Annotated in this window: 23 protein-coding genes and 1 pseudogene; 9 read left to right on the top strand and 15 right to left on the bottom strand. The window is 59.4% G+C overall.

What is annotated here, in order from left to right:
• Nucleotides 1–408: 408 nt before the first annotated feature.
• From hutU to hutC, 3 genes are all read right to left on the bottom strand, one after another.
• On the bottom strand, nt 409–2130 hold the full coding sequence (gene hutU, locus ABIE13_RS25075; protein WP_354448609.1) for a urocanate hydratase: 1722 nt from the start codon (nt 2128–2130) through the stop codon (nt 409–411).
• 25 nt (nt 2131–2155) lie between these two features.
• Nucleotides 2156–3721: a histidine ammonia-lyase gene (gene hutH / locus ABIE13_RS25070; protein ID WP_354448607.1), complete on the bottom strand. Its 1566-nt coding sequence runs from the start codon at nt 3719–3721 to the stop codon at nt 2156–2158.
• 117 nt (nt 3722–3838) lie between these two features.
• The gene (gene hutC, locus ABIE13_RS25065) at nt 3839–4603 is read right to left on the bottom strand and encodes a histidine utilization repressor (RefSeq protein ID WP_354448605.1); all 765 of its coding nucleotides are present in this window, start codon (nt 4601–4603) and stop codon (nt 3839–3841) included.
• A 405-nt stretch (nt 4604–5008) separates the two neighbouring features.
• On the opposite strand from hutC, the gene ABIE13_RS25060 reads away from it, so the two are divergent.
• Entirely contained in the window at nt 5009–6628 is a 1620-nt protein-coding gene (locus tag ABIE13_RS25060) for an acyl-CoA carboxylase subunit beta (RefSeq protein ID WP_354448603.1), read from the top strand.
• The gene (locus ABIE13_RS25055) at nt 6625–8607 is read left to right on the top strand and encodes an acetyl/propionyl/methylcrotonyl-CoA carboxylase subunit alpha (protein ID WP_354448601.1); all 1983 of its coding nucleotides are present in this window, start codon (nt 6625–6627) and stop codon (nt 8605–8607) included. The genes ABIE13_RS25060 and ABIE13_RS25055 overlap by 4 nt, the downstream gene beginning before the upstream one ends.
• A gap of 125 nt (nt 8608–8732) precedes the next feature.
• On the opposite strand, the gene ABIE13_RS25050 is transcribed toward ABIE13_RS25055, so the two are convergent.
• From ABIE13_RS25050 to ABIE13_RS25020, 7 genes are all read right to left on the bottom strand, one after another.
• Nucleotides 8733–10262: a catalase gene (locus ABIE13_RS25050; protein ID WP_354448599.1), complete on the bottom strand. Its 1530-nt coding sequence runs from the start codon at nt 10260–10262 to the stop codon at nt 8733–8735.
• Nucleotides 10263–10363: 101 nt separating this feature from the next.
• Entirely contained in the window at nt 10364–11158 is a 795-nt protein-coding gene (locus tag ABIE13_RS25045) for a hypothetical protein (protein ID WP_354448597.1), read from the bottom strand.
• Nucleotides 11159–11252: 94 nt separating this feature from the next.
• Entirely contained in the window at nt 11253–11969 is a 717-nt protein-coding gene (locus ABIE13_RS25040) for an MgtC/SapB family protein (protein WP_354448595.1), read from the bottom strand.
• A 60-nt stretch (nt 11970–12029) separates the two neighbouring features.
• Nucleotides 12030–13979: a penicillin-binding protein 2 gene (gene mrdA / locus ABIE13_RS25035; RefSeq protein ID WP_354448593.1), complete on the bottom strand. Its 1950-nt coding sequence runs from the start codon at nt 13977–13979 to the stop codon at nt 12030–12032.
• A gap of 6 nt (nt 13980–13985) precedes the next feature.
• Nucleotides 13986–14504, bottom strand: a complete 519-nt coding sequence (gene mreD, locus ABIE13_RS25030; protein ID WP_354448591.1) for a rod shape-determining protein MreD — start codon at nt 14502–14504, stop codon at nt 13986–13988.
• Nucleotides 14501–15472: a rod shape-determining protein MreC gene (gene mreC, locus ABIE13_RS25025; protein ID WP_354448589.1), complete on the bottom strand. Its 972-nt coding sequence runs from the start codon at nt 15470–15472 to the stop codon at nt 14501–14503. The genes mreD and mreC overlap by 4 nt, the downstream gene beginning before the upstream one ends.
• 360 nt (nt 15473–15832) lie before the next feature.
• Complete coding sequence (locus ABIE13_RS25020; protein ID WP_354448587.1) at nt 15833–16876, bottom strand: rod shape-determining protein; 1044 nt, start codon at nt 16874–16876, stop codon at nt 15833–15835.
• 223 nt (nt 16877–17099) lie between these two features.
• On the opposite strand from ABIE13_RS25020, the gene gatC reads away from it, so the two are divergent.
• The 3 genes from gatC to gatB are packed head-to-tail and all read left to right on the top strand — an operon-like array spanning nt 17100 to nt 20340.
• Nucleotides 17100–17399, top strand: a complete 300-nt coding sequence (gene gatC, locus ABIE13_RS25015; RefSeq protein ID WP_354448585.1) for an Asp-tRNA(Asn)/Glu-tRNA(Gln) amidotransferase subunit GatC — start codon at nt 17100–17102, stop codon at nt 17397–17399.
• Nucleotides 17396–18874, top strand: coding sequence for an Asp-tRNA(Asn)/Glu-tRNA(Gln) amidotransferase subunit GatA (gene gatA, locus ABIE13_RS25010; RefSeq protein ID WP_354448584.1), 1479 nt, complete (start codon nt 17396–17398; stop codon nt 18872–18874). Before gatC ends, gatA begins: the two co-directional genes overlap by 4 nt.
• A gap of 14 nt (nt 18875–18888) precedes the next feature.
• Entirely contained in the window at nt 18889–20340 is a 1452-nt protein-coding gene (gatB, locus tag ABIE13_RS25005) for an Asp-tRNA(Asn)/Glu-tRNA(Gln) amidotransferase subunit GatB (protein ID WP_354448583.1), read from the top strand.
• A gap of 45 nt (nt 20341–20385) precedes the next feature.
• Here gatB and ABIE13_RS25000 read toward each other — a convergent pair whose 3' ends face one another.
• From ABIE13_RS25000 to ABIE13_RS24990, 3 genes are all read right to left on the bottom strand, one after another.
• The gene (locus ABIE13_RS25000) at nt 20386–21072 is read right to left on the bottom strand and encodes a DUF4124 domain-containing protein (RefSeq protein WP_354448582.1); all 687 of its coding nucleotides are present in this window, start codon (nt 21070–21072) and stop codon (nt 20386–20388) included.
• A complete protein-coding gene (gene pyrE, locus ABIE13_RS24995; RefSeq protein ID WP_354448580.1) occupies nt 21069–21767 on the bottom strand; it encodes an orotate phosphoribosyltransferase in 699 nt (232 codons plus the stop codon). Before pyrE ends, ABIE13_RS25000 begins: the two co-directional genes overlap by 4 nt.
• A gap of 209 nt (nt 21768–21976) precedes the next feature.
• On the bottom strand, nt 21977–22900 hold the full coding sequence (locus ABIE13_RS24990; protein WP_354448578.1) for a LysR family transcriptional regulator: 924 nt from the start codon (nt 22898–22900) through the stop codon (nt 21977–21979).
• Between the two features lie 106 nt (nt 22901–23006).
• Between ABIE13_RS24990 and ABIE13_RS24985 the strand changes: the two genes are divergently transcribed.
• From ABIE13_RS24985 to ABIE13_RS24975, 3 genes are all read left to right on the top strand, one after another.
• Nucleotides 23007–23783, top strand: a complete 777-nt coding sequence (locus ABIE13_RS24985) for an SDR family oxidoreductase (protein ID WP_354448577.1) — start codon at nt 23007–23009, stop codon at nt 23781–23783.
• A gap of 250 nt (nt 23784–24033) precedes the next feature.
• Entirely contained in the window at nt 24034–24303 is a 270-nt protein-coding gene (locus ABIE13_RS24980; protein WP_354448575.1) for a hypothetical protein, read from the top strand.
• A gap of 61 nt (nt 24304–24364) precedes the next feature.
• Nucleotides 24365–24928: a DUF924 family protein gene (locus ABIE13_RS24975; RefSeq protein WP_354448573.1), complete on the top strand. Its 564-nt coding sequence runs from the start codon at nt 24365–24367 to the stop codon at nt 24926–24928.
• A 63-nt stretch (nt 24929–24991) separates the two neighbouring features.
• Here the strand turns inward: ABIE13_RS24975 and ABIE13_RS24970 are convergent.
• Nucleotides 24992–25172 (bottom strand): annotated as a pseudogene (locus ABIE13_RS24970) (short-chain dehydrogenase); the annotation flags it as partial.
• Nucleotides 25173–25313: 141 nt separating this feature from the next.
• Nucleotides 25314–25643 (bottom strand): nuclear transport factor 2 family protein, encoded by a 330-nt coding sequence (locus tag ABIE13_RS24965; RefSeq protein ID WP_354448572.1) that lies wholly within the window; start codon nt 25641–25643, stop codon nt 25314–25316.
• 104 nt (nt 25644–25747) lie between these two features.
• On the opposite strand from ABIE13_RS24965, the gene ABIE13_RS24960 reads away from it, so the two are divergent.
• The gene (locus ABIE13_RS24960; protein WP_354448570.1) at nt 25748–26674 is read left to right on the top strand and encodes a LysR family transcriptional regulator; all 927 of its coding nucleotides are present in this window, start codon (nt 25748–25750) and stop codon (nt 26672–26674) included.
• Nucleotides 26675–26689: the final 15 nt, after the last annotated feature.

Genomic DNA, 26689 nt, shown 5'->3' with positions numbered 1-26689 from the left:
TAACTTCTCCCTACAAATGTGGTTTTAAGGTGCAGCTCCCGGCTTGCCGCGAAGCTCGCACGCGTGACTCTGGGTATCGGCAGAGTTGCTACGCCCTCTAGGGGCGAGCTCTTGTGCTGATGGCAAAGCATCCTTTGGACATGCGCAGTGGTCTGCCGACCGCAGCGGCGAATGAAAGTCTCCCTTGGTTATTTCTCGCGGGCGCCTCAAGCGGGTCAGGCTGGCTGACGCCGTCAGCGCGCCATTTCGAAGGTGGAAGCGCTGGAGCGTCGCCATGCGGGCAGGCTGCTTTAGAGGCTGGCGTACAGGCTGAACTGCTTGCGCCGCTCTCAATGAGGACGGCTGCTTATTATCATCGGCTCGATGAATGGTTGTCATCGCAAGCATGAACAGACCCTTTGCGCCCGTTTACTTCACCATGGGCAGCTTGAGGCCAAATTTCTTGGCCTTTTCTATTGCCAACTCATAGCCCGCATCGGCGTGGCGCATCACCCCTGAGCCGCAGTCGTTGATGAGGACACGTGAAAGGCGTTTTTCTGCCTCTTGCGTCCCATCGCACACGATGACCATCCCGGCGTGCTGCGAGTAGCCCATGCCTACGCCACCACCATGGTGAAGACTGACCCACGTGGCGCCGCCTGCCGTGTTGAGCATGGCGTTCAGCAGAGGCCAGTCGCTCACGGCGTCGGTGCCGTCCTTCATGCTTTCGGTTTCGCGGTTGGGGCTGGCCACCGAGCCCGTGTCGAGGTGGTCGCGGCCGATCACGATGGGCGCCTTGAGCTCGCCGGTGCGGACCATCTCATTGAATGCCAGGCCTGCGATGTGCCGTTCACCCAGACCCAGCCAGCAGATGCGTGCGGGCAAGCCCTGAAAGCTGATGCGTTCCCTGGCCATGTCAAGCCAGCGGTGCGTGTGCTTGTTCTGCGGAAAGAGTTCCTTGATCTTCGCGTCCGTCTTGTAGATGTCTTCCGGATCACCCGACAGAGCTACCCAGCGGAAGGGACCTTTGCCTTCGCAGAACATAGGGCGGATGTAGGCAGGCACGAAGCCGGGGAAGTCGAAGGCGTTTTGCAGGCCTTCGTCGAAGGCTACCTGCCTGATGTTGTTGCCGTAGTCGACCGTGGGCACGCCCATGGCGTGAAAATCCAGCATGGCCTGCACATGCAACTTGCAGCTTGCTGCTGCTGCTTTTTCCAAGGCCTTGTGCTGCGCGGGATCCGCCATGGCTGATTTCCACTGCTGCGTTGTCCATCCTATGGGCAGATAGCCGTTGATGAGATCGTGGGCTGAAGTCTGGTCGGTCACGATGTCAGGGCGAATACCTTGTGACTTGGCGCGTTTGACCAGCTCCGGCAAGACTTCTGCCGCATTGCCCAGCAGGGCGATCGAGACGGCATCGCCCTTTTCGGTATGGTGTTTGATCAGTGCCAAGGCATCGTCGATGTCTTTGGCCTGCTTGTCTACATAGCGTGTGCGCAGACGGAAATCGATGCTGCTTTGCTGGCATTCGATGGTCAGTGAGCAGGCCCCCGCGAGCGTGGCTGCCAGCGGCTGCGCGCCCCCCATGCCGCCCAGCCCGGCGGTCAGTATCCACCTGCCTGAGAGACTGTTGCCATAGTGCTGGCGTCCGGCTTCCACGAAAGTCTCGAAGGTGCCTTGCACGATGCCCTGGCTACCGATGTAGATCCAGCTGCCAGCCGTCATCTGGCCGTACATGAAAAGCCCTTGACGGTCCAGCTCGTTGAAATGCTCCCACGTCCCCCATTTGGGTACGAGGTTGGAGTTCGCGATCAGCACACGCGGTGCATCGGTGTGGGTCTTGAAAACGCCCACGGGCTTGCCAGACTGGACCAGCAGGGTTTCGTCGGCTTCAAGTTCCTTGAGGGACGTCAGAATCTGATCGAAGCATTCCCAGTTGCGGGCGGCGCGACCAATGCCGCCGTACACCACCAGATCCTGGGGGCGTTCGGCCACTTCAGCGTCCAGGTTGTTCTGGATCATGCGAAAGGGCGCTTCAATCAGCCAGTTCTTGCAATTCAGCTGGCTGCCGCGGGGGGCTCGGATGACGCGGCTTGCATCGTGACGGGGATCCATGGCGGTCATCTTTTCAATGGCTTCAGGGGCGTTCATCTCATATCTCCTTGGCGATCGCTGTTCATTGGTGGCTGGGCAGGCAGGCGGTCAGCGGCTCTGGCCATGCAGTCTCTTGCGCCCATATGCGCATGTGCTCTATGTCGGTCGCGAGATAGCGGTCCTGCTCCAGGAAGGCGACCCGGCTGCGGATCGCAGTGAGTTCTGCTTCCACCAGTGGTGAACTCTTGAGCAGGGCCGTCGAAGACTTGTGGGGTGGGCGATCGAAGTCGATCCCCTGTGCGGCCGCCATGGCTTCGATCCCCACCATCACGGCCGCATTGCGCACCATGTCGCCCAGGCGCCGTGCGGCGTAAGTGGCCATGGAGACGTGGTCTTCCTGGTTGGCGGAGGTGGGAAGGCTGGTGACGCTGCTGGGGTGGGCCAGGCATTGGTTCTCAGCGGCCAGTGCCGCGGCAGTGACCTGCGCGATCATGAAGCCGGAGTTCACGCCGCTGTCCTGGATCAAGAAAGGTGGCAGGCCTGAAAGACCCGGGTCCAGCAGCAACGACAGCCTGCGCTCCGAAATCGCGCCAATTTCTGCCACGGCCAGGGCGATGATGTCTGCTGCGAAAGCCACCGGTTCGGCATGGAAGTTGCCTCCCGAAATCACTTCACCGGTTTCGGTAAATACCAGGGGGTTGTCCGATGCGGCGTTGGCCTCTATCCCCAGGACACGGGCGGCATGCGCGAGGTTGTCCAGGCAGGCCCCCATCACCTGCGGCACACAGCGTATGGAGTAGGGGTCTTGCACGCGGCCACAATTCGGGTGGGAATAGTCGATTTCGCTCCCGTCCAGCAAACTGCGCACCGCAGCCGCAACGGCGATCTGTCCGGGCTGACCCCGCGCTGCGTGAATCCGTGCATCAAAAGGCTTGATCGAGCCCTTGATGGCTTCCAGTGTCAGGGCACCCGACATGAGGCCGGCGGCAAACACGCTTTCCGCGCCAAACAGACCTGCCAAGGCCAGGGCCGTAGAGGCCTGGGTGCCGTTGAGCAAGGCCAGGCCTTCCTTGGGGCCCAGCACGAAGGGCGCCAGACCGACGGCCTCCATGGCGGCATGTCCGGAAACGACCTTGCCCTTGACCTTGGCTTGCCCTTCGCCGATGAGCACGCAAGCCAGATGGGCCAGCGGAGCCAGGTCGCCAGACGCGCCTACAGATCCTTTGCAAGGGATGACGGGCAGGACTTCCGCATTGGCCAGAGCCAGCAGAGCGTCAATGATTTCCCTGCGGACCCCCGAATGACCCCGCGCCAGGCTGACGGCCTTGGTTGCCAGGATCAGACGAACCACGTGATCAGGCAGCGGGTCTCCCGTGCCCACGCTATGCGAGAGCACGAGATTGCGCTGCAACTCTTCCAGACGAGCTGACGCGATTTTGGTGCTGGCGAGCTTGCCAAAACCGGTGTTGATGCCGTAGACCACCTCGTCGTTGGCCACGATGCGATCAACGACGGCCTGAGCTGCGGCCACTTCGGCATAGGCCGCCTCATCCAGAGACAAGCTCAATCCTCCTGCGCTGATGCGACGCAACTCGCCGAGAGTCACCTGGCCAGGGCGCAGTACCAGGGATGTCGATTCAGTCCTCATATATTCCTGTATATACATTCAAGTTTGACAAAGATCGCCTCACATTTCGGCGAAATTACAGCATTGTCATATAGTCATGTATATACAGTTAAACCCTTTAATACTTTCAGCTCAATTTCAGCTTACTTTAGGGTTGCCGTCTGCACCAAAGCGGCTTCCCAAGCGGTACCTTTGCCCAGGGTGAAGGCAGCGTACCAGCGTGACAGGCGCCCCGCGGTACCAGGTTCGGCGGGTGAGCAGAAGGCAGGGGTCTGTGGGGCCGGTTTCAAGCAACTGGGCTTGTTCGGGTGTAGGCAGCACAGCGTCCACCACGTGTTCGATTTGATCGAAAGGTATGTTGCGAACCAGGTATTCCGAGGGTTGGATCACGGAAAAATCCTGCTCCCCAAAACCTGGCGCCATCTTGGGGCTGACGTACCGGTCTTCCAGCTGAATCGGGACACCGTTTTCCAGATGAACACACACCGTGTGAAACACAGAAGCGCCAGCGCGCAAGTCCAAGGCAGTGGCCACGTCTATCGTCGCCGACAGCCTCTCCACGCGAAGGACCTTGTAGAGATAGTCGTGCCCGCGCTGACGGATCTCGCCCGCTAGATTGGGAATTTGCAGCAAGGTGGACTGGGGCTTTTCTTCTGCAACGAAGCTGCCGACGCCTGCAATGCGGACCACCCGGCCTTGCTCGGCGAGTTCACGCAAAGCGCGGTTCACCGTCATGCGGGAAATGCCAAAAAGGGCTACGAATTCGTGTTCCGAGGGTAGCCGGTGTCCGGAGGGCCATTCACCGCTCTGAATGCGGCGAGTGATGTATTCCCTGACCTGCTCATACAGGGCCAGGCCCATGGTGGCCTGGGGGGCTGTGGTCTCGGTGCGAGAACCACTCATTGCTCACATCCGAATGTGCAGGAGCTTGGGGCCCGGGTCAAACGAAGGCATGAGGTCACAAGACGACGGGAAGCCATTTAAGGAGGTTCAGACAAGTCTGAAAGACAATTACGGAGCCTGGAGTTTAATGTGCTTGCTTCAAATGTCTATACAGGGTCAGTACCTAGGGAAATTCTGGGCTTCGGAAGGATGTGTCCCGCAGGTTTTCAGCGCCGAGGCCGTGAGGTTCACGAGGTGAGGGAACAAGTTGAGGGACAACCCTCATTCAATAGACCTCATTTCTGCCAGTCGCCCGGGCTCCGTGCGACTACGATGCACTTCATGCTGGCGCGTCGTGTGCGCTGGCCACCAAAATTTCACCACACCTCGTGAGTGTGTGGTGCCCAGCGTATCCATCAGGAAGCCATGGCAACCATCGAATCTTCTTTATCCGTCGTCAACGACGCCTACAAGGCCAACCGGGAAGGCATGCAGGCGTTGCTGGGCAGAGTCAGGCAATATGAAGAGCGCACGCGCCAGAAGTCAGCGGCTTCGCGTGAGAGATTCGACAAGCGAGGTCAGATGTTGCCGCGCGAGCGCCTGGCACTGCTGCTGGATCCGGGCACGCCGTTTCTTGAGCTCTCCACGCTGGCAGGCCTGGGTCTGGACAACGCCGATCTGGAAAAGAGCGTTCCGGGGGGAGGAGTCATCGCCGGTATAGGGTTTGTGAGTGGCATCCGATGCATGGTGATGGCTTCTGATTCCGGGATCGATGCAGGTGCTCTTCAGCCGATGGGCCTCGACAAGATTTTGCGGGCGCAGGAATTGGCGCTGGAAAACAAGTTGCCCTACGTCCAACTCGTGGAAAGCGCGGGCGCCAATCTGATGGCCTACCGAGTGGAGGATTTCATTCGCGGAGGCAATACTTTTCGCAATCTCGCCAGGCTCTCGGCCGCTGGCCTGCCGGTGGTCACCGTGACACACGGATCTTCCACAGCCGGAGGGGCCTATCAGACCGGCCTGTCCGACTACATCATCCTAGTGCGTGGACGCTCCAGGGCCTTCCTGGCCGGGCCGCCTTTGCTCAAGGCTGCGACGGGCGAGATTGCCACCGAGGAAGAACTGGGTGGCGCTGAGATGCATGCATCCATCTCAGGCCTTGGAGACTACCTTGCTGAAGATGACCGAGACGCTTTGCGCATAGCCCGCGAAGTGATGAGCCAGATAGACTGGAATCAAGGTCAGCCGGCCGACGCAAGCCGACACTTCAAGCCCCCGCGGTATGACGACGAAGAGCTGCTGGGCATCATGCCCATGGATCACAAGCGCCCGGTGAATATGAAAGAGGTCCTGGCGCGCATTGCCGACGATTCGGAGTTCCTGGAGTTTGGTGAGAACTATGGCGGCGCGACCGTGTGCGGACATATCAAGATCGAGGGCTGGCCGCTGGGGGTGATCACCAACAACGGCCCGATCGATCCCGCTGGCGCTACGAAAGCCACCCACTTCATTCAAGCTTGCTGCCAGTCCAAAACTCCCATTCTCTATTTGAACAATACCACCGGGTTCATGGTGGGCAAGGCCTATGAGGAAGGGGGGATCATCAAGCACGGATCCAAGATGATTCAGGCGGTGACCAATGCCACGGTACCGCAGATCACCTTGTACTGCGGCGCTTCCTTTGGCGCAGGCAATTACGGCATGTGCGGACGTGGCTTTCATCCGCGCTTTTGCTTCTCCTGGCCCAACGCCAAGACCGCTGTGATGGGCGGCGAGCAAGCTGCAGAGACCATGGCCATCGTCACGGAGGCGGCCATGCGGCGCAAGGGTGAAGTGGATCAAGCGCGCATCGACGCGCTCAAGCAGAGCATCATTGACCGGTTCGATCGCCAGATGAGTGTGTTCACGACCAGTGCGCAATTGCTGGACGATGGCGTCATTGATCCGCGTGACACGCGCTCTGTTCTGGCCAACGTGCTGGCCATCTGCCGGGAAGCGGCGGCACGCCAACCTCAGTCCATGCAGTTTTCCGTTGCCCGGCCATGACCAAGATCACGTCCACGCCTTTCCACAAGATCCTCATTGCCAACCGCGGCGAGATTGCGCTGCGGGTGATCCGCACGGCACGCGCCATGGGCTACATGACGGTGGCGGTGTATTCCACGGCAGATCTTCGTTCGCGTCACGTGCTGGAGGCGGATCAAGCCGTGTGCATAGGCGATCCTTTGCCGGCACAGTCCTACCTGAACATGGACGCCATCATCGAGGCGGCACGCCAGACTGGCGCAGATGCCGTGCACCCTGGTTATGGCTTTCTGGCCGAAAACGCCAGCTTTGCGCGCGCTTGCAGAGACGCTGGCCTGGTATTCATTGGCCCGTCTCCCGACGCCATCATCGCCATGGGCCACAAGGCGGGCGCCAAGCAAATCATGATGGATGCGGGTGTGCCTTGCATTCCAGGTTATCAAGGCGACGATCAGAGTGAAGAAAGGCTGCAGACGGAGGCCGAGCGCATCGGTTTTCCGGTGATGATCAAGGCGACGGCTGGGGGAGGGGGCCGAGGCATGCGCCTGGTCAGCACCGCCAAGGAGTTTCCCGATCTGCTGCGCAGCGCCCAGTCTGAGGCCCGGAATGCGTTTGGCGATCCTGAAGTCATTCTGGAGCGCGCGATCACGGAGCCGCGCCATATCGAGATTCAGGTGTTTGCTGATCGCTACGGCCATGCCATTCACCTTGGCGAGCGCGATTGCTCCGTGCAGCGGCGCCATCAAAAGGTGATTGAAGAGGCGCCTTCTCCGGCAGTTGATGCTCAATTGCGTGATCGCATGGGCGCCACAGCCGTGGCCGCGGTCAAGGCCATTGGCTATGAAGGCGCAGGCACGCTGGAGTTTCTGCTCGATCAGCAGGGCCATTTCTACTTCATGGAGATGAACACTCGCCTGCAGGTGGAGCACCCCGTCACCGAGGCCGTCACGGGCCTGGATCTGGTCGAGCTGCAGTTGCGCGTGGCGGCCGGAGAGAGCCTGACGTTGAAGCAGGACGATGTTGTCTTTCAAGGCCATGCCATTGAAGTGCGCCTGTGTGCCGAAGACGTGAGCAAAGGATTCATGCCGCAAAGCGGCACCATGCTGCAGTGGCAGGCACCAGAGAGTCTGCGGGTGGAACACGCGCTGAGTTCCGGGGCGGAGATTCCGCCTTACTACGATTCAATGATTGCCAAGATCATTGCGCACGGTGGGGACCGCGATGAGGCTCGGCGCCGCCTGATGCTGGGCCTTCATCAGACAGTGGCGTTGGGGGTGACCACCAATCAGGTGTTCCTGGGCAATTGTTTGCGGCATCCGGCGTTCGCGGCTGGAGAAGCCACGACAGGCTTCATCGCCCGGCATCAGGATGAATTGATGGAAACGGAAGGCCGTGCGCGCGAGCGCGCGGTTGCTGTGGCCGCCGTGCTGCTTTTTGAAACAGCCAATGAACGCACCACGCAGGGCGGCTTGCGGCGTTTGGCGCATTCGCTACCGGTGGCCATGAGTCTGGAGATGGAGAATGCACAGCACAAGGTTCTGATCACCCAGAGCGGCTCCTACCGCTTTGAGGTTGAAGTGCAAGCTCGGCAGCATGCCATTGATCTTGTGGAGCTCACGGAGAATCAGGCTCGCCTGGTGATAGACGGGGTCATGGAGAGTGCCGCCTTCCTGCGCGATGGCTCAGAGCTGTGGCTGCACTACCGCGGGCAGCCGATAGCCGTGAACGATCGCACGCGCAGTGCTGCCGAGCGTGCCGCCCCCGGTGAGGGTGATGGCAAGGTGCGTGCCTCCATGAATGGACGCGTGGTGGCTGTGCTGGTGGCGCAGGGCGATCTGGTCGAGGCCGGTCAGCCCATCATCACGCTTGAAGCAATGAAGATGGAGCATGTTCACTTGGCGCCCGTCAGTGGCCGTGTCAGCGCTCTGAGTGCAGCCTTGGGTGAGCAGGTCACCTTGCGCCGCGTGCTGGTGGAAATTACCGCTCCGGCAACTTCCTGATACTGGTAGTCCGACAGCCTCTTAGCGCTTCAAAAGAAAACGCCCCTGTGTTTAGCAGGGGCGTTGACTCCTGGGGCGTGTTGTCGAAGCGGTAGATCGACAACATGTCCTTTGCTGCGGCTACGTCAGGCCGGCAGCGCTACCAGCGGACTGCCAAACATTGGATCGTCTTGCTTGGAAGCCAGTGCTTTGGCCAGATCCAGGCCCAAGGCTTTGGCAACGCCAGCGCCATAGGCCGGGTCGGCGGCATTGCAGTTGCGGATGTGGCGGAACTTGACGAACTCCGGCGCATCGCCCATGGCACGGCCCGTATTGCCGAACAACACTTCTTTCTGCTCGTCATTCATCAAGCGGAACAATTTGCCTGGCTGCTCGAAGTAGTTGTTGTCGTCCTTGTCGTAGTCCCAATGGTCGGCGTTACCGGTCAGCTTGAGCGGCGGCTCCATGAATTCCGGCTGCGATTGCCATTGTCCGAAGCTATTGGGTTCGTAGTGAGGCAGGCCGCCGTAGTTGCCATCGACACGGCCGGCACCGTCCCGGTGGTTGCTATGGACCGGGCAGCGCGCCTGGTTCACCGGGATTTGTTGGTAGTTGGTGCCCAGGCGGTAGCGCTGTGCGTCTGCATAGTTGAAGAGCCGTGACTGCAGCATGCGGTCTGGGCTGGCGCCGATGCCGGGAACCAGGTTGCCGGGAGCGAACGCCACTTGCTCGACGTCGGCAAAGAAATTCTCAGGGTTCTTGTTCAGCTCGAATTCGCCTACTTCGATCAGCGGATAGTCACCCTTGTACCAAACCTTGGTGAGATCGAATGGATGCAGGCGGTATTTCTCGGCGTCTGCTTCCGGCATGATTTGTACGAATAACTTCCATTTCGGAAATTCACCGCGTTCGATGGCTTCGTACAGGTCGCGCTGGTGGCTTTCACGATCCTTGCCGACCAGTGCCTCAGCTTCGGCATCGGTCAGGTTCTTGATCCCTTGCTGTGTGCGGAAGTGCATCTTCACCCAGAAGCGCTCCCCTGACTCATTCCAGAAGCTGTAGGTGTGCGAGGAGAATCCGTGCATGTGCCGGTAGCTGGCAGGGATACCGCGATCGCTCATGACCACAGTGATCTGATGCAAGGCTTCCGGGTTGAGCGTCCACCAGTCCCAGTTATTGAGCGCGCTGCGCAGATTGGTGCGGGGATCGCGTTTAACAGCCTTGTTCAAATCAGGAAACTGGCGTGGGTCGCGTATGAAGAAAACGGGCGTGTTGTTGCCAACCATGTCCCAATTGCCCTCTTCAGTATAGAACTTGAGAGCAAAGCCTCGGATATCGCGCTCGGCGTCGGCCGCGCCGCGCTCGCCCGCCACGGTCGTGAAACGGGCAAACATCTCGGTTTTTTTGCCCACTTGGCTGAAGATCTTGGCACGGGTGTACCGTGTGATGTCCTGCGTCACTGTGAAGGTGCCAAATGCGCCAGAGCCCTTGGCATGCATACGGCGTTCAGGGATGACCTCGCGCACGAAGTTGGCCAGGCGCTCTTGCAGCCACACATCCTGAGCCAACAGCGGGCCGCGGGGTCCGGCAGTCAGGCTGTTGCGGTTGGTGGATACGGGGGCGCCAAAGTCCGTGGTCAGGTGAGTCACGGGGCACTTCTTGGTATCGTCGCTCATGAGGCAGGTCCTCTTTGTAGTGGGAGTGTTGCCACTATAAGAGACCCAGTGCAATCCTACCAATTGATTCCGGTTAAGACCACGATAGACGGAGCCTTACTTCAGCTTGTTGCGGTGAAAATATCACCTTGATGATTGGTCCAATGGGCGGGATCGGCCAGCCGACTGTGGTCTTCAGCTGGTCGGTGAAAGACATCTTTCATGTCTTCGGAATCTGCCCAAGCACAGGGAGTCAGCTCGCTCAATTGCTTTGTATGTTGCTGCAGAAACTCCAGGGTGACAGCCAGGAATCGTTCGTTACCGGGTGGTAGCGCGAGCCGTATATTCTCCAATGATCGCACCGAATTTTTTTCCGAAGCCGAAACGGCGTAGTCGAACATGGTGAGCACCGCTATCCCAGTGACCATTGGAATCTGGTTCGATGATCGCTCGTGCACCAGACGGCGTACGAGGGCAGACAACAGCGAAAAGTAGGGGCTTGGTGCCGACTTCGTCCAAAGGACGCCGTTCAATAAGACCTTTCCCAGAACCTGCCTCGCTTGGGCAATGCCCGGGGTCAAGTCCACTTTTGGTACGGAAAGGGCGAACAAGGGATGGCCAGTCAGCGAGATGATCCGTGCCAGATCCCCCGGCAGAAAAGATGAATCGACGTAGAGTCCCCCCGTGATTGCCAGGCGGTGGTAGCGGAAGTAATCGGATGCCATGGCGGGCACGCCGCAGGCTAAAAATCCGGATACGACTTCTTGCCCGAAATGTGCGTGAAGGCAATCAGCGGCGGTCCTTCGATCAAACAGTTCGTACTGTTCAGGAAATGCGCTTCGCCACTGATTTTGGCGAGAACGGATGGCTGGGGGGCAGTAGTCCGGTTGATGCCAATATTGAACGACTGAAATCACTGTCCAATGCTTCCTTCAAAAATCACATCGACATTTGCAGGGCAAACGGAGTTGCAAGCCCCCTATTCCCTGAGACGCGAAAAGCCAATGAAGCTCAATCTGTAGTGCTGGGGCTCCAGAAAGCCTGGGTGACGTAGGGGTTGGCCACCAAACGAGCCACCATGGCATCCAATGCCTCGCCGTCAACACCGGTTGCAGACAGCACTGCTTCAATCTCTACGGAATCGTCTCCGAAGGCGTGTGCATCCAGATCGCGGGCAGGATAGCGTGCTTGCTCAAGCTCCGCTTCGAGCAGCTGCATGGCCTGCTTCTGCCAGTTCTTGGGTGCAATCAGGTGAATGGTGTTGGTCACTTCGACCGATTCTGTGTCCAGTGGCTGGCGGTTAATTCGGTTGACGATGGGCCGGAGTAGCGTATTGGCCGCCAGCACGAACACGGTGCCGAGCGCAGCTTCCATGATCAGATCGGACCCCGCGCATGCGCCCACGGCAGCGGAGCACCAAATGGTGGCAGCGGTGTTCAGGCCTCGGACATTTCCGTCTTCGCGCATGATGACGCCCGCGCCCAGAAAGCCAATGCCCGAGACCACGTAGGAGATCACCCGGGTGGCCCCTTCGGCCCCGGCCAGACGGTAGGCGATGTCGACGAAGATGGCAGCACCCACGGCCACCAGCACATTGGTGCGCAGGCCAGCGGTACGCTGGCGGTATTGGCGTTCAAGGCCAATGGCCCCTCCCAACACGAATGCCGCCGTGAGGCTGACCAAGGTGTCCAGGAAAGATGCGAAATCAATGTTCTGTATGAAGTGCATGGAGCGTCGGGTGGCGGTGGGCGTGTGATCAGTCGGTGACCGCGGGGCAATGACGCTCGGTCAATGGGCTATCTGGGGCGGAGCAATGGCCATATCCGCTACGCGCCGCGGGGTGCCCAGGGGCGCTCCGGCCTGGCCTTTCTGGACAGCTGCCATGTCTTGTTCGCTCGGGTAGAGGCCTGACAGCCAATAATCCATGGTTCTTCGTACCAGCGGCGCAGCATGTGCGGCACCGAAGCCTGCGTTCTCGACGATGGCAGCCACCGCGATCCTTGGGTTGTCTGCTGGCGCGAAGCCAATGTAGAGCGAGTGGTCACGCTGGTACTCGGACAACCGGGCGGCGTTGTAGCGGCCTTTCTGGCCGATGGTGATGGCCTGAGCAGTTCCCGTCTTACCCCCCGATACATATTGCGCACCTGCAAAGACGCGGGTGGAAGTGCCTTCCTGGGTGACGCCCACCATGGAGCGCAGAACCAGGGCGACGTTCTCGGGTTGATAGCCCAGGCTTTTGCCCGGCGGCCGCGGGATGTCTATGACTTCCTGAGTGACCGAATCCTGTCGCGCCTTCACCAGGTGAGGCGTATGCCACACGCCGCCATTGGCCAGGGTAGAGGTGGCTTGTGCCAACTGCAGCATGGTGAAGTTGTTGTAGCCCTGCCCAATACCCAGTGAAATGGTTTCTCCCGCAAACCATTTCTGTTGTTCAGGACGTCTGTAGGCGTTGCGCTTCCAATCGGTAGAGGGGAGCACGCCACGCGTTTCGCCGGGGATGTCTATGCCTGTCACCTGACCAAAACCCAGTGGCTTCATGAAGTCATGGATGGCATTGACACCCATGTCGTTGGCGAGTTGATAGAAGTAGACGTTGCTGGATAACGTGATGGCGCGTCTGAGGTCGACCGGACCCAGTGCATGACCTGAGCGGAAAGTGTGGCCCCCAAAGGTCCAGGAGCCGCCATCCATCACGACTGTACCTGCCGCGCGCTTCCCAGTTTCAAGCGCCGCCAGGCCCATGAAGGGTTTGTAGGTGGAACCCGGCGGATAGGTGCCGCGCAGAGCGCGATTGAGCAGAGGCTTGTCCAGGGACCCGTTCAATTCGCCCCAGGTCTCGTGGTCAATACCTTCGACAAACAAGTTGGGGTTGTATGTGGGCTTGCTGACGAAGGCCAGAATCTCGCCATTGCGCGGATCGAGCGCCACCAGCGCGCCACGCCGTTCGCCGTAGAGATCTTCCACGAGCTTTTGCAAGGTGATGTCAATCGACAGGCGAACCGAGTCGCCCGGTGTTGCGGGGTGGCTGGCCAGCCGCCGAATCGCTCGCCCACCCGCGGACGTTTCCATTTGCTCTACGCCGGTTGTGCCGTGCAGCACTTTTTCAAAGCTGCTTTCGATGCCAAGCTTGCCGATGTAGTCGGTGCCGCGGTAGTTGGCTTCGTCCTCGGAATCGTCTATGCGCTCCTTTTCAGACTGGTTGATGCGGCCGATGTAGCCCACGACGTGCGCCCCCGCTTCGCCAAGGGGGTAGGTCCTGAACAGCCGCGCCTTGATCTCAACGCCGGGAAATCGGTAGCGCTGAGCCGCAAAACGCGCAACTTCTTCGTCTGACAGTCGCATGCGTATAGGCAGAGATTCAAAGCTGCGGGAGTCTTCCATGAGCCGTTTGAAACGGCGCCGGTCGCGCTGCGTAATCTCCACCACTTCACTGATGGCGTCTATCGTCTCTTCCAGCGGGCGAGCCCGTGAAGGCGTGATCTCCAGTGTGTAGGCCTTGTAGTTGGTGGCCAGCACGACGCCGTTGCGATCCAGGATCTGGCCGCGGTTGGGGACGATGGGCACCACGGCCGTCCGGTTGGTTTCCGCGCGCTCGGCATAAGAATCATGGCGCACCACCTGCAGCACATAGAGGCGAGCGACCACCAAGCCAAAGCCGAAGAGCATCACCAGCCCCACCACCAGAAGGCGCAGGCGAAAACGCTTGATATCCGCTTCGACGTTACGAAGTTCGGTCATGGTGCTTCAGAGTGGCCTGTTGGCGTCAGGATTGGGCGCGCGGCGTTGGGGCGCCAACAGCAGCGCGCCGATAATGGGCCAAAGCGCAGCTTCGAGCAGGGGGGACAGCAACACTTGCCAGCCGGGAAATGCCGCACCGCCGATCAATCTCAGCACGATGGTGATGGCGTGCGCGGCAAAAAACAGCGGCAGGAGCTGAACCGCTTGCCCCGGTACGGAAAACCACAGGATTCGCCGGTGGATCATGATGGCGAAATAGATCAGCACCGTGTAGGCCAGTGCATGCTGGCCCAGGAGAGAGGCTTGGTGCACATCCAGGCACAGGCCGAAAAGGAAGGCTGCTCCCAGGCCTACGCGGCGCGGTTGATGCACGCTCCAGAACACCAGCACGACGGCCAGAAAGTCCGGCATCCAGGCGACTCTTCCCAGCGGAAGCAGGTTGAACATCAACGCCACCAGCAAGCTACCCCATATGAAAACGGGGCTGGCCGGCAGCAGCAGTTGGCGGCCTTGGGGCATGATCATGGGCTGACTCCTGGAGCAGGCGTGCGGGGTGTGCCGGGCCGCGTAGCAGCCGGCGAGCCGGATGGCGCGGGTCGGGCATTGGGTGCGCCCGTACTGCCGTCCGGTATCTCGGGTCGGCTGACCGGAGACAGCACCATCACGTGCATGACGCCTTGCATCTGAGCCAGAGGCCTGCCCTGAATACGCGCGAAGCTCGAGTCACTGCGTCTATCGACTGAGATGACGCGGGCCACTGGCAAACCAGGCGGATAGACCCCGTCCACGCCGCTGGTGGTCAGAAGGTCGTCTTCCTTGACATCTTCAGTCACTGACATATAGCGAAGCTCAAGCAGGCCGCCATGAGGGGTGGGGGCGCCATAGACCACGCTCCGGGTGCCGGTACGCGCATTCATGACCGGAATCACCTGATCGCGATCGATCAGCAGCGTCATTTCGCTCACAAAGGGATAGACCCGCGTCACTTGCCCCAGTACGCCATGCTCATCCATGACCGGGGAGCCGGGCTCAATACCCTGCAGTTGCCCTTTGTCTATGACCACCCGGCGGCTGTAGGGGTCTGTGGCGTCGTACAGCACCTGGGCAGCAATCGCCTGCGCCTGAACGCGGTCTTTCAACGCCAGCAATTGGCGCAGGCGTTCGTTTTCCAGCAACAACTGCTCCACCTGGCCCGCGCGCTGCGATTGCTCGGCCAGTTGCACGCGGGCTGCAAGTTCAGTCTTGCGGGCGGTTTTCAGGTCCGTGAGGTAGCTCGTGAAGGTTTGCACCATCTGCACGGGTTGCAGAGCCAGCCATTGCGCCGGATACAGAATGGTTGCTACGCCAGCCCGCAGGGGCTGAGCCACGCGAAACCGGGCGTCCGCCACCATCAGGAACAAGGCCAATGCGCTGTAGAACACCAGCCGGGAAAGCGCCGATGGCCCTTGCTTGAAGAAGGGCGGTGGCAAGCGATCTAGCGATTCCAGCGGCATGTCAGAGGAGCGGCACGGCGGCGGTATTTAACCTGATGTCGTGAATGGGAGAGCTCGCCAAGCATCTACAAAGCCAGTATCAAGCAGGCCCGAGGTTCCGTGCAATTCCACATGGTATTGCGAGACGGTGAACCCTGCATGACACTGATCGAAGCCCACAGACTTTGCATCGTACTTGCGACTCACGGCGCTAGTATCGCTGATGCTCCTGAAAAATGAGCGAAACAAGCCGAAAAATAGTTCTGCATGGGTCAGTCTTTTCACTGACCATGGCAGAGGTGGCTGCATTCTGCTGTTGGGGAGATACCGGTTGGATCTTGACCGAGGTCAAGGCAAGGCGCGCAAGCACCTTGCCTGCACTTATTCACTGGTGAAGATGTTGCCCAGGCGCTCCATGCGCTCAAGCGCCAGGCCGCACCCACGCACCACGCAGGTCAAAGGCTCTTCCGCGACCAGCACAGGCAGGCCGGTCTCTTCGGCCAGCAGGCGATCAAGATCGCGCAGCAAGGCACCACCGCCGGTGAGCATCATGCCGCGTTCAGCGATATCGGCGCCCAGTTCTGGAGGCGTTTCTTCCAGGGCTTTCTTGACTTCGGAGACGATGCTGTTGAGCGGCTCGGTCAGTGCTTCCAGGATTTCGTTGCTGCTGATGGTGAAGCTGCGGGGCACGCCTTCAGAAAGATTGCGGCCCTTGACTTCCATTTCCTTGACTTCGCTGCCTGGGAATGCGCTGCCGATGCGTTTCTTGATGGCCTCGGCAGTGGGATCTCCAATCAACATGCCGTAATTGCGGCGAATGTAGTTGATGATGGCGTCGTCGAATTTGTCTCCGCCCACGCGTGCCGAGCCTTTGTAGACCATGCCGCCGAGCGAGATAACGCCCACTTCGGTGGTGCCGCCACCGATGTCCACCACCATGGAACCGCTGGCCTCGCTTACTGGAAGGCCGGCGCCAATGGCTGCGGCCATGGGTTCTTCGATCAGGTAGACCTCGCTGGCACCAGCACCCAGCGCTGATTCGCGAATGGCCCGTCTTTCGACCTGCGTTGAGCCACATGGCACGCAAATGATGATGCGTGGGCTGGGCTTGAGCAGACCGCGCGGATGCACCATGCGGATGAACTGCTTGAGCATTTGCTCAGTGACAGTGAAGTCGGCGATGACGCCGTCTTTCATCGGCCTGATGGCCTCAATGTTGCCGGGCACTTTGCCCAGCATGGCTTTGGCCTCTTTACCTACCGCCTGAATCGTCTTTTTCCCTTGCGGGCCGCCTTCGTGACGGATGGACACGACAGAAGGCTCATCCAAGACGATGCCTTTGTCGCGAACGTAGATCAGGGTATTGGCGGTGCCGAGGTCGATCGCCAGGTCGGTGGAGAAGTACCGACGGAAAGCTCCAAACATGAATTGTCCTCTTGGGCACACGGCGTGCACCATACCGCCGCCGCCAGCGGTTTCGCCGCAGAATTTAGGTGTTTCTAGAGCAGATGCGAGCCGTTTTCGAAACGTTGCATCAAAGGCGGGATAATAACGCATCCCCCTCGGGGGTCTCAGGGCACAAAGCTCCCTTGAGTTATAAGTTACATTTGGTTTCAATCCGATTCTTCTGGATTTCCTTGATTTTCACATGTCCCTGACCTCTCCTGACATTGAGCGTATCGCCCATTTGGCACGGCTCGGCTTGAGCAACGATCAAAGTGAGCGCATGCTCACCAAGCTCAATGACTTTTTTGCCATCGTTGAGGCCATGCGAGCGGTGGACACCACCGGCGTAGAGCCTCTGGCGCATCCGATTGCCGTTATCCAGGATGTGCAACTGCGCCTGCGTGACGATGTGGTGAGCGAGCCCAATCAGCGCGAAGCCAACCAACGCAGCGCCCCTATGGTCGAAGAAGGCCTGTTTCTGGTGCCGAAGGTGATCGAATGACCAGTCCTCACGAGATTCATGACCTGTCGGTCGCGCAACTGTCTGTCCGTCTTCGCGCACGTGAAATATCTGCAGTAGAGACCGCTCAGCATTTCCTGCGCCGTTCAGCCGAGCATGCGGATCTGGGTGCCTTCCTTGTTCAGGACGAAGACGTCACACTGGCACAGGCGCGCGCGGCCGATGTGCTTCTGGCCTCGGGCACTGCCCCAGCGCTGGCCGGTGTGCCCATAGCGCACAAAGACGTTTTTGTGACCAAGGATTTTCCCACCACCGCAGGCTCCAAAATGCTTCGCGGTTATCGCTCTCCTTTTGATAGCACGGTGGTTTCCAACCTGGCCAGCCAGGGCATGGTCACCCTTGGCAAGCTCAACTGCGACGAGTTCGCCATGGGCTCTGCCAACGAAAATTCCGCTTACGGACCCGTGAAAAACCCCTGGGACATTGCGCGTGTACCCGGAGGATCCTCTGGCGGCAGCGCTGCAGCGGTGGCTGCCCGGCTGGCTCCCGCGGCAACCGGCACGGACACGGGTGGCTCGATTCGCCAGCCCGGCAGTTTTTGCGGCATCACGGGCATCAAGCCGACCTATGGGCGTGCGTCGCGCTACGGCATGATCGCTTTTGCGTCCAGCCTGGACCAGGCAGGACCCATGGCGCGAACCGCCGAGGACTGTGCGTTGCTGCTCTCGGCCATGTGCGGGCCGGACCTTGATCGCGACTCCACTTCCCTTGATGTGCCTGCCGAGGACTTTTCCCGCAGCTTGGGCGAGAGCATCGAGGGCCTGCGCATTGGTGTGCCCAAGGAGTTCTTCGGTTCAGGGCTGGCCGGGGACGTACGGGCCTGCATTGAAGCTGCGCTCAAGGAGTACGAGAAACAAGGTGCTCGCCTGGTCGAGGTTTCCCTGCCTCGCACAGAGATGGCTATTCCGGTGTACTACATCATCGCGCCGGCAGAGGCCAGCTCTAACCTGGCGCGGTTTGACGGCGTCAAGTTCGGCCATCGCGCGAGCCATTACAGCGATCTGGAAGACATGTACAAGAAAACCCGCGCCGAAGGGTTTGGCGAAGAGGTTTTGCGCCGGATCATGACGGGTACTTATGTGCTGAGCCATGGCTACTATGACGCCTACTACCTGCAGGCACAGAAGATTCGCCGGATGATCGCCGATGACTTCCAGCAGGTATTCAAGCAGTGCGACCTGATCGCCGGACCGGTCGCCCCGACAGTGGCGTGGCAGCTGGGTGCACAGGAAAGAGATCCGCTGGCCGACTATCTGGCCGATATCTTCACGCTCCCCGCCTCGCTCGCGGGGCTGCCTGGCATGACCGTGCCAGCAGGCTTTGGCGAAGGCGGCATGCCCGTGGGCATGCAATTGATTGGCAACTACCTGCAGGAAGCGCGGCTACTCAATGTGGCGCACCGCTTGCAGCAAGCGACTGATTTCCATCTTCACCGTCCTGCAGGAGTAGCGCTGTGAACCCGAGCCCGACCATGAGCGCTCCAAAATTGATTCAGGGCTACGAAGTCGTCATCGGCTTCGAAACGCATACCCAACTGCAGACCAACAGCAAGATCTTCAGCCGTGCCTCCACCGCATTCGGTGCTGAGCCCAACACCCAGGCCAGTCCTGTGGATCTGGCCTTGCCCGGCACGTTGCCGGTCATGAACCGAGAGGCTGTGCAGTGCGCCATCAAGCTGGGTCTGGCATTGGGCTCCCACATTGCGCCGCGCAGTATTTTTGCGCGCAAGAACTATTTCTATCCTGACTTGCCCAAGGGCTATCAGATCAGCCAGTTCGAGATTCCGGTGGTGCAGGGTGGAGAAGTCTCATTTTTCCTGGGTGAGGAAAAGAAAACCGTTCGCCTGGTGCGCGCGCACCTGGAGGAAGACGCAGGCAAGTCCCTGCATGAGGCCTACCAGGACATGAGCGGCATCGACCTCAATCGTGCTGGCACGCCTCTGCTTGAAATCGTGACAGAGCCCGACATGCGCAGCAGCGAGGAGGCCGTGGCCTACGCCAAGGAGCTGCACAAGATCGTGACGTGGATTGGCATTTGCGATGGCAACATGCAGGAAGGCTCCTTCCGCTGCGATGCCAACGTGTCTGTGCGCAAACCCGGGGGGCCATTGGGAACCAGGCGCGAGATCAAGAACCTGAACAGCTTCAGGTTCATGCAGCAAGCGATCGACTATGAAATCCGCTGGCAGATCGATCAGATAGAAGATGGTCACAAGATCCAGCAGGCTACAGTCCTGTTCAATCCCGATACCGGCGAAACCCGCGCCATGCGAACCAAGGAAGATTCCGCCGATTACCGGTACTTCCCCGACCCCGATCTCCCGCCTCTTTGCGTTTCAGAGCAATGGATCGAGGAAACGCGCGCTCGCATGCCGGAGTTGCCACGCAAGATGGCAGATCGTTTTGTGGCCGATTACAGCCTGCCCGAATACGACGCCGTCACGCTCACTCAGTCGCCTGGGATGGCGTCCTACTTCGAACAAGCTGCCAAGGCCAGTGGACAACCCAAACTGGCGAGCAACTGGATCATGGGCGAGGTCTCGCGCCGTCTGAACACCGGTGAGATGGGCATTGAAGCCGCTCCCGTGTCGGCCGCACAACTGGCCGCTTTGATACAGCGAATTCAGGATGGCACCATCAGCAACGCGGCTGCCCGCCAGGTCTTCGATGCCTTGTGGGAAGGCGAGGGCGCTGAGGTCGACGCTCTGATTGAAGCCAAAGGCCTCAAACAGATGAACGACACCGGCGCGCTGGAGCAGATCATTGATGACGTGCTGGCGGCCAACCCGGACAATGTCGCTCAATTCAAGGCGGGCAAGGACAAGGCGTTCAATGCGCTGGTCGGCCAGGCCATGAAGGCGAGCAGAGGCAAGGCCAATCCGGCTCAGGTGAATGCGCTTTTGAAAAGCAAGCTGGGCGGCTGAGGCTCAGCGCTGTGCGGGCTGCTTTTTGGCGGCCCGTGGCTTGTTCTAAGGTCGGTTACCGGGCTGAGCCTGCCAGAGTTGCTGCAGGCGGGCCAGCTCTTCATCAAACCGCGCATTGATTCGGGCGCGCTCCGTATTCTGGGCCGCAATGGCGTTTTGCTGCTGCACGACGCTTTGGCCGTGGCCCTCTATGCGCCGACGCAACTGGGCTGGTGCTCGCGAGGGGTCCTTGCGATAGAACTCCATCTCTTCATCCAGAGATGTGCGTTCCTGGGCCAGTTCGGAAATACGCCGGTTTGCGGCCTCAATCACGCTCTGTGAGGGCGCCAGTGCTTCGCGCCGACTGGCGTCGTGTGTGGCCTTGTCTGGGTAGCGGCCAAGGAGCGCACGGTCCTGCCGAAGGGATTCCGACGCGCGTTGCCGGGTCAAGGCTGCCTCGCGCTCGCGCAGCTCACGCGCTTCGCGTTCGTTGGCGCTCAAGGAAGGGCCGACCACGCGTCGGGTGGTGCCGCTGCGGTTCAGTTCGCGTTGCTCACGGTCTATGCAATCTGCGATGGGGCGATCGGAAGACAAACGTTTGCCACTGGCGTCCACACAGGCATAGATGTCCGTGGTGCTGCCTGTTGATCTGGCCTGACCCAACGCAGCACCTGCAAGCACGAACAGACCCGCCACCAAGGCAAGTTTGCGCTGGCGGACCAAGATTTGACAGAAAAACAGAGCGCTGCTCACCCTTCTTCTATACCGTAACGTGTTCTATAGGCGGAAACCGCTTGCCAGTGCGACAAAAAATTGTCATCTCTCTGCAGGTGTTGCAATAAGTGCGCCAACTGTGCAATGGCACAGACTTGCAGTCCCAAGGTGTCACGAACATATTGCACTGCACTCCAGGAAACGTCTTCGCCGTTCTCGGTTGCGCGTTCCTGGCGGTCAAGTGCAATCACCACCGCGTGCGGGGTTGCGCCGGCCGATCGGATGAGCGCTATGGATTCACGGACGGCGGTGCCGGCAGAGATCACGTCATCGACGATCAACACCCGACCCTTGAGCGGAGCACCGACAAGGACACCACCTTCGCCGTGGTCCTTGGCTTCCTTGCGGTTATAAGCAAATGGCTTGTTGTATCCGAGCCGGGCCAATTCCACTGACACCGCCGCACCCAGGGGAATGCCCTTGTAGGCAGGCCCAAAGATCACATCAAACTCAATGCCTGATGCCAGTAGCGCTTGCGCGTAGAACTGAGCGAGGCGGCCTATTTTGGCGCCATCGTCAAACAGGCCCGCATTGAAGAAGTAGGGCGATAGGCGACCTGCCTTGGTCTTGAACTCGCCAAAGCGCAGCACACCCGATTCAATGGCGAACTGCACGAATTCCTGCGCCATTGCATCGCGGGTGGCGTTTGCGGACACCGAGTCGTCCGGTTTCATCGTCGATTTCCTTTATTCAAGTTCTCCAGCCTGACTTGGTGCGCATTGGAGCGCATCACGCTGGGCTACCACCAAAGCTATAGCCACATGGCTGAAAAATTCTCGACCGGATTGTATTTGTGTACCGGAATCTGCTCGCTCCTTTATTCTAGTTTTGAATAGGGATCCTTGGTGTGGTGAGTTCACCAGTGAGTCCTAAAGTATTGTGTTCAAGTGGAAAATTTCTGAGATGGGCGTGCCATGTGAGGGGTAAGCAAGCCCTCCAGCCACTGCGAAAATGCTTGCAAGCGTAGCGACAGATGGCGGCGGTGGGGGTACACAAAATTCACCGTCATAGGCCCGGGCCGGGCAGTGGGCATGATGTCCACGAGTTCACCTGCGAGCAAATGGTCCTGGACGTCAAACGCTGGAATCTGGATCATTCCCAGGCCCGCCAGTGCGCAGGCGATGTAGGTCTCCGCATTGTTCGCGCTGACGCGAGCTGAAGGCGCAGCGGTGCGGAGCTCGCTGTCTTCCATCCATTCCCAGGGCGCGGCCCGCCCATTGGACGGAGAAAGGTAGTCGACCACGCAATGCGTGCTCAGATCGTAGGGACTTCTTGGTTCTCCATGTTGGGCCAAATATGCTGGGCTGGCGCAGTTGATGAGTTCGAATACGCCCAAGCGGCGGGCCACCAGGCTGCTCGATACCAAGGTGCCCATGCGCAGCGCGCAGTCCACTCCTTCCTGAACCAGGTCAATGGTCCGGTCGGAGGAGCCCAGGTCAATGTCCACGCCTGGGTAGCGATCAAGAAAGTCTTGCAGCTGAGGTGCAATCAGTCTGCGTGCAATCCGACTGGGAACATCGATTTTCAGGCGGCCCGTGATGGCATCGGCGTTGGGTCGAAACTGGTTTTCCAGATCGTCCATGTCCGCGATCAGCGTGGCTGCCCGTTCCAGCAGGGCTTCTCCGTCCAGCGTCAGGCTGACCTTTCGTGTGGTCCGGTGGAGCAGACGGGCACCCAGTCGGCGCTCGAGTTGCTGCATCGCCAAGGACGCGGTGGCGCGAGGCAGTTCTAGCTGGTCTGCCGCCTGGGCAAAACTGCCGCACTCTGCGATGCGCAGGAAGATCCGAAGGTGGTCAATACGGTCCATGGCTCACCATTGTTGCGGTTTTATGGATGGACTAACGAGAATTTCTCTATTTATCTTTATTTTTATGTCAATAGCATAAGAAACCTTACTCAACCAAGGATTCGAAATGTCGAACAAGCACAGTATTCAAGGGAAAGTGGTCCTGATCGCCGGCGGCGCGAAAAACCTGGGCGGCCTGATCGCACGTGACCTGGCAGCGCAAGGCGCCAAGGCCGTGGCCATCCACTACAACAGCGCCGCCAGCAAGGCCGACGCTGATGCCACGGTAGCGGCCGTTGAGAAAGCCGGTGCGAGGGCGGTTGCACTTCAAGGCGACCTGACTTCCGCGGCAGCCGTCGAGAAGCTCTTTGCGGACACAGAGAAAGCCGTTGGCAAGCCTGACATCGCCATCAACACGGTCGGCAAAGTACTGAAAAAACCGATTACCGAGATCAGCGAAGCAGAGTATGACGAGATGACGGCTGTCAATTCCAAGACTGCCTTTTTCTTCCTGAAGGAGGCTGGCCGCAACGTGAACGACAACGGCAAGGTGCTGACTGTGGTGACTTCCCTGCTGGGCGCTTTCACTCCGTTCTATGCCTCCTATGCGGGCACGAAAGCACCTGTGGAACACTTTACTCGCGCGGCAGCCAAGGAGTTCGGTGCACGGGGCATTTCGGTCACCGCTGTGGGTCCCGGTCCCATGGATACCCCGTTCTTCTACCCCGCTGAAGGCGCCGAAGCTGTGGCGTATCACAAGACTGCAGCAGCGTTGTCACCGTTCTCGCCCACGGGGCTCACCCACATTGAAGATGTGGTTCCGTTCATTCGCCATCTGGTGAGCGACGGCTGGTGGGTGACCGGGCAGACCATTCTGGTCAACGGTGGCTACACCACCAAATAAGAAAAAAAGCGCCAAGCGTGGGAAGAGTGGGAAATGCGCAAAAAAAGCAAAGGCGCGGAGATCGAAGTCAGGCTATAAGCCAAGCTGTGTTGTGATGGCGCAGTGCCTGTCCGTAGTGGGGAGAAGGTACAGCGTCGATGCTCGGCGAAATTGCTCAGCAGATCTCATCTGTGCGCAACCAGGGCGTGCTAGCACGTCCTGGCCAGGTGCTTCTCGTCGCGAAGTTTCATTGTCAACAAGGGAGTGGGTTATGCATATCGTCATGGTCATCGGTGCCGGCATCTTGCTGCTATGCGTTTTCGCGATGTTCGGTTGGTTATGGGGAGCGAGCACTGCTGGTATCGCCTTGGCGGTAAAAGCCTTCGTGCCAGTCTGGTTGGTGGTGGCTTGCGTGAACATGTGGGTCGGGGTCAGCCACGCGGGTTACTCTGTCCGTGAGGAAACGCCCATCCTGGTGCTCAACTTCGCGTTGCCTGCCATTCTGGCGGCCCTCGCAGCATGGCAGCTCTCGCGTGGTTAACGCCACCGGCCGTCCTCATCAGAGTGAGAGCGGCTTGCGGTGGATCCGAGGAGATTGAACTTTGAATCCCACGGTTGCATTTCCTCTGAATGAGGCCCGCGAAATAGTTGCCTACTGGCGCGAAGCCGGTGACAAGGGCAACTGGTTTCGCAAGGACCCTGCGTTCGACCGGGATTTTAGGAACCGTTTTTTGAGGCTCCATGAAGCTGCTGGCAGGCGGGAGCTTGATCACTGGGCTGACACTGCAGATGGCTCGCTCGCTCTCATGATTCTGCTGGACCAATTTCCGCGCAATTCTTTTCGCGGGACCGCGCGCATGTATGCCACCGACGAGTTGGCGCGCTGGTTTGCACACGACGCCCTGAAAAAATCTCATATGCAAGAGGTACCTGCCTCGCTGCAGCTTTTTTTCTGTCTGCCGTTTGCCCATTCCGAACAATTGGCAGACCAGGATGTATCGGTTGAGCTCAACACCCTGCTCGGGACTGAGGCTCGATCACATGCTGAAGGCCACAGAGACATCATCAAACGATTCGGACGTTTTCCGCATCGCAACTCCATACTGGGTCGTGCAAGTACTCCGTCAGAAATTGAATTTCTACGCAATGGTGGTTTTGCGGGCTGAGGGGTGCGGTAACTGACATTAAGCGGGCGATTGATCAGTTCTTTAACTCCCAGCTCACCGCCCCTAGACCGTCGGCACCGTGCCCCCATCGATTAAGTGCTCCGAGCCTGAGATCGAACCCGCCCTCGGCGAGAAAAGTGATCAGGTCGGCAACTTCTTGAGGTTTGGCCGGCCGGCCGAGTGAGATTCCGCTCAGGGATTGCATGATGATTTGCTTGCCACCTTCGTAGTCGATCCCTGCCTGACCCCAGTGCTCTCGCACGGACCGCGCCGTGGTGGTGACCTGGAACTCCCACATTGCACAAGGCTTGAACGACGGCGGCCCCAACGCCTTTTGTGCCGCCAGTGACCAGTGCCCGCAGGCCTTTCAATTGAAGATCGAAGCTCATACTGAGATCTCCAGCGATGCGATCAGGCCACGTTCCAGGCGAAAACGGTAGCGAAGATCGACCGGGCTGCCGGGAAAGTTGCCCGCCACGTGAGCGCGCACCACCTGCATGTCCGCCTCTCGCTCCAAAGCGAAAGGCACCGTTGTGTACGTGTACTTGGTCGTTGCTGCTGCTTTCCATGCCTGGATGGCTTCCAGCCCGGTGTGAGTGTGGCCTTCGTCCTTCACAACGGCGTGCGCCGTGAAGCAGCGTGCAAGGGCTTCGGGGGTTTTTTGATCGGCTGTGAAGTAGGCGGCAATCGGCTGCGGAAGATTCAGGGTGCTCATGTTGAAAAACCTTGTGAATGAAGTTGATGTCCTGAGGATGCGCCTTAGTGAGAATTTAGGGAATATCCTAGAATCTGTATGAGCTATGTAGAAAGCAATACAGAATGAGAGGGTCAGAGTTCGCTGAATTGAAAGCCTTCGCCGCTGTGTTGGAGCGCGCAAGCTTCGCGCGTGCCGCAGAGCATCTGGGCCTTTCCCCTTCAGCTCTCAGCCAGACCATCCGCCTGCTGGAAGCACGCCTTGGAGTGCGCCTGTTGAATCGCACTACGCGCAGCGTGTCACCCACCGCCGCAGGTGAGCTCTTGTACGGTCGCATCGCACCTGCCTTTCGCGACATGGACGAGGCAGTGGCTGAAATCAGCGCCGTGGCCGGTCAGACGAGCGGCTTGCTGCGCATCAATACGCTGGGCATGGCCGCCCGGCAGGTCATTGCGCCCCGGTTGGGGAGGTTTCACCGCGCGAATCCTGAAGTGGTGCTGGATATCGTGGTCGATGACGGGCTGAGTGACATCGTCGCGGGCCGCTTTGATGCCGGCATACGCGTAGGTGGACGGCTTGAGAAAGACATGATCGCCGTGCGCCTGACGCCGGATGTGAAGATGCTGGCCGTGGCAGCGCCGGAGTATCTGATGCGGCGCGGCACGCCCCAGTCTCCAGCCGACCTGCATAGCCACGCCTGCATCAACTGGCGGCTTCAGCTCGAAGGGAGGGCTTACCGCTGGGAGTTCGAGAAAAAAGGAAAGCGAGTGGAGCTTGAAGTAGAAGGGCCGATCGTCACCAACCATTCGGACACCGGCGTGGCCGCTGCGCTGCATGGACTGGGTATCACCTATGCATTCGATCGCGGCCGTGTGGACAAACACCTCGCCCGTGGAGAACTGGTCCAGGTGCTCGCGGATTGGTCGATCACGCGGCCAGGCTTGTTTCTGTACCACCCCAGTCGACGCCAACTTCCTGCAGCGCTGCGCGCCTTCATCGATTGCATGCTGGACATGGACAGCCTGGACAGTACTAAAGGTTGCGGCCACTAAAGGTCGTCAAAGCGC

Source organism: Ottowia thiooxydans, assembly GCF_040548795.1.
Classification (GTDB): Bacteria; Pseudomonadota; Gammaproteobacteria; order Burkholderiales; family Burkholderiaceae_C; genus Ottowia; species Ottowia thiooxydans_A.
This window is presented reverse-complemented; position numbering and strand designations above follow the sequence as displayed.